Annotated in this window: 2 protein-coding genes; both read right to left on the reverse strand. The window is 52.0% G+C overall.

The features are described from left to right. Positions 1-238: 238 nt before the first annotated feature. Positions 239-1,477, reverse strand: a complete 1,239-nt coding sequence (gene glp / locus QZP87_RS08980; protein ID WP_291322583.1) for a gephyrin-like molybdotransferase Glp — start codon at positions 1,475-1,477, stop codon at positions 239-241. Positions 1,478-1,812: 335 nt separating this feature from the next. Further along, complete coding sequence (locus tag QZP87_RS08985; protein WP_291322584.1) at positions 1,813-3,078, reverse strand: RsmB/NOP family class I SAM-dependent RNA methyltransferase; 1,266 nt, start codon at positions 3,076-3,078, stop codon at positions 1,813-1,815. Positions 3,079-3,589: the final 511 nt, after the last annotated feature.

A 3,589-nucleotide genomic window follows, 5' to 3' on the forward strand; every position in this document is an offset into this window, starting at 1 on the left:
GGCTCTCCCCGCACTTATTTTTTCCAATAAAACCAAGATCATTTTTAATAAAAATAAGTGCGGGGGTGCCTGTCCCCAATTGAGGCAGGCATAAAATTTTATAAGTTTCGCTGTAGTGTTACGGATTATTATAATAAGTGCGGGGAGCCAGTCCCCTTCCAGCTTAAACACCTCGGCCACCGGGGACTGTCCCCAGGCCGGTATCGGGCACCCCCCTGAATAGTTACAAGTAAGCCTGTCAAGGCAGAATCCTGACCTTGACCTTTTCGCCCCTGGCCAGTCCTTCATAGTTGGAAGGGATCCATATCAGACCATCGGCCTGGAAAACCGTCTTCAAAAGTCCGGATTTGCCAAGCACCGGGGTGGCTGTAAAGCCCTGCTCATCCTCTCCCAGCCTTACCCGCACATAATCCTTGCGTCCATATCTGGATGCCAGATTGCGCGTAAGCCTGGCCTGCACCAGGCCGGTTTCGTCTTCGTTAAAGGCATGTTGTGCACCCTGCAGGTGGTTCAAAAAGGGCAGCACCAGGACCAGCATGACCACCTGGGCCGAGCCGACCTGACCCGGCAGTCCCCAGACATATTTATTATTTATCCTGGCGAATATGGTGGGTTTGCCCGGGCTGATGGCCAGCCCATGGGCCAGGATTTCCAGGCCCTCGATGGCCTGCATGGCTTTGAGGGTGAAATCGCGCTGTCCCACTGAGCTGCCTCCCGAGATGAGCAGAACATCACTTGTTTCCAGTGCGGTTTCCAGTGCTTTCTTCAGGTCCGCCTCCCTGTCCCGGATAATCCCAAATAACCGGGGTTCAGCATTACACCCGCGCACCAGGTGCGCCAGGGCGTGGCTGTTGACGTCTCTGATACGCCCGGCCTGCATGGGGCTGGATATTTCCATAAGTTCATCTCCGGTGGAAATAATGCCTACGCCGGGGGTTTTGTAAAATAACCAACTCTTGATACCCAGGGCCGCCATCATAGCGGTATGTCTGAACCCTGCGCGTTGTCCAGTTGCAATGGCTGTATCCCCTCTGGTTACATCCTCGCCCCGGAACATGACGTTTTCCCAGGGAGCCACAGGCCTTCTTATCTCAATGGTACCAGCCCCCATTTCATGGGTATATTCCTGCATGACCACTGCATCCGAACCTTGCGGAAGCACCCCCCCGGTGACTACCCCTGCGCAACTTTCCGGGGTCATGGCAAAATCCGGTATATCACAGATGCCCAGATCCTTAATTTTTTCCAGATAGGCCGGGTTGTTTTCGGAAGCCCCGAAAGTATCTGCGGCCTTCACTGCATACCCGTCCATGCAGGACCTGTTGGTGGCCGGCAGGTCCTCAGGGGCGGTCACATCAGAAGCCAGATACCTGCCGCGGCAATGCTCAAGCTCAAGCTCTTCCTTCTCCAGGCAGGGAACTTTCTGTAATATATCAGTAAGCTCTTCAATCTGCAGGACATTGAAAAAATCATCCATAAATAACTCCGCAGGTGTTTATTATCACTACTACTCAGTCCCGTGTAACCATTCACGGGGTCCTCGGTGTTGATTACAGGCACCAGGACTGGGACTGTCCCCGAGCCACATGCAAAGGATCTGTCACGATATAAGTGTTATATTTGTCTTCTTATTGTTCCCACGCTCTGCGTGGGAACATTCCCCGGACGCTCCGCGTCCACAATGACCGCAGGAGCGCTCGGGCTACGCTTACACGCAGAGCGTGGGAGCGATAAACCACCAGATTATGCAAGCATTATGGAACACTTATATTATGACAAACCCAAAGCGCTGACAGATACTTCGCTGTAGTGTTACTTATCGGACCAGAAAATCCTGGACTTACGGTGGTGTAACCAGCCCAGGGGAAGGCCCCGCCAGTAGAACGGCAACATTTTGTATTCTGGTTGCAGGCAATACTCCAGACTCTGCCCGGATACCAGGGCATGGACTTCCTGAATTTCCCGGGCCTGATATCCATGGCTGTTTTTTTCCTCCAGAAAAACGCGCAACCGGGGACCTGGAACAAAACCAGGTTTTTTGATTCTGCCTGCAAAAATACCTTTAACCCTCAAACCCCGCTCAACATAAGGCAAAGCAGCATCCGGCACCAGAAAAACCTTGTCTGAAAAGGCATAAAGCCAGGTATTCAAAGGCATATTCTTTACTAGATCCCCCGGTTCCACTCTTTCCCAGGTTACAGGCGGCTTCAGTCCAATACTTTCCTGGACCCCGGCAGTTTCTAAAGGCTTTTCCAGGGCGGCCATAAAAAAACTCTGCGCTCCGGCCTGTTTTCCCTCCATACAGAGCATTCCTGCGCCAGGACTATCCAAACCGGGCAAGCCTGACTGCATCAGCAAATCCCCTGTTCTGGATGAAGGCTTCAAACTGCTTCGGCTTAAAATCCACCTCACCTGTTCCTGGTTTTCCTGTGCATTGGTGGTACAGGTAGAGTAAACCAGCCTTCCCCCGGGGGCAAGCATTAAAGCCGCCTTGTAAAGCAACCGTCTTTGCAGCACCACCAGGGGATTGATATTTTCTTTTTTCCATATCCTGGTCACAGCCGGGTTTTTCTTGACCGTTCCCCAGCCGCTGCATGGAGCATCCACCAGTATGCAGTCAAACTGGATACCTTGGGGCATTTCCTGTCCAGCATAGCAGGTACTCACAACATTGGACACATTCAATCTTTCAAGGTTGGCCCTCAAGATGCCCAGCCGGTCCCGGGAAGGATCATTGGCTATCACCAACCCGTCATCTCCTACCATTTCCGAGAGCTGAGCACTTTTGCCTCCAGGGGCGGCACACATATCCAGGACGACATTTCCAGGTGCAGGATCCAACAGGATAGCCGGCAGCATGGACGAGAGATCCTGGATGTAGATAAACCCGAAATACCAGGCCAGACTGGCTCCAAGTCCCCCAGGCGCACCTGTTTCCACCCAGGCCCCGGGAACCTCAGGCACCCGGTTGAATATGAATCCTTCCCTTTTAAGAAATTCCCTGCATTTTTCAGGGCCGGATTTCGGACAAATCCAGCGGAAAAAGCGTCTATAGCCTGATGAATAGTAAGCTTGCATTATCTCGGTTATCTGGTAACATTACTGTATAAAGTTTCTGGTTATAACTACAGCGCAACTTGTTTAACAGGTAACTGTCAAGCGCTTACAAGTAACTAGAATCGTATTGGCAATAAAATCAGGTACTTGCTAATTTCAGGATATTTGCTCTTGTTCCCAGGCTCCAGCCTGGGAACACCACTTTTTTGTGGCTCCAGCCACATTTTGAAGAAGCGGCTGGAGCCGCAAGAACTAAACGTTCCCAGGCTGGAGCCTGGGAACGAGGGGTGTCAGTTGGGAACGAGGGGTGTCAGTTCGGTTCGGTCCCGGTCCGCCCGGGTGGCACGCCTCTAAATTAAACAAGTGCGGAGGTGCCTGTCCTCTGCATGCTTTATTGTAAATTATCGCCTCGGCCACCGGGGACAGGCACCCGGCACTTATTTTCCTAAGGAAGACTTACCACTACAGCGAAACTTATGATTGACCTGCGGGGACTGGCTCTCCCCGCACTTATTTTTTCCAATAAAACCAA

This window comes from Desulfonatronospira sp. (genome assembly GCA_003563255.1).
Classification (GTDB): Bacteria; Desulfobacterota; Desulfovibrionia; order Desulfovibrionales; family Desulfonatronovibrionaceae; genus Desulfonatronospira.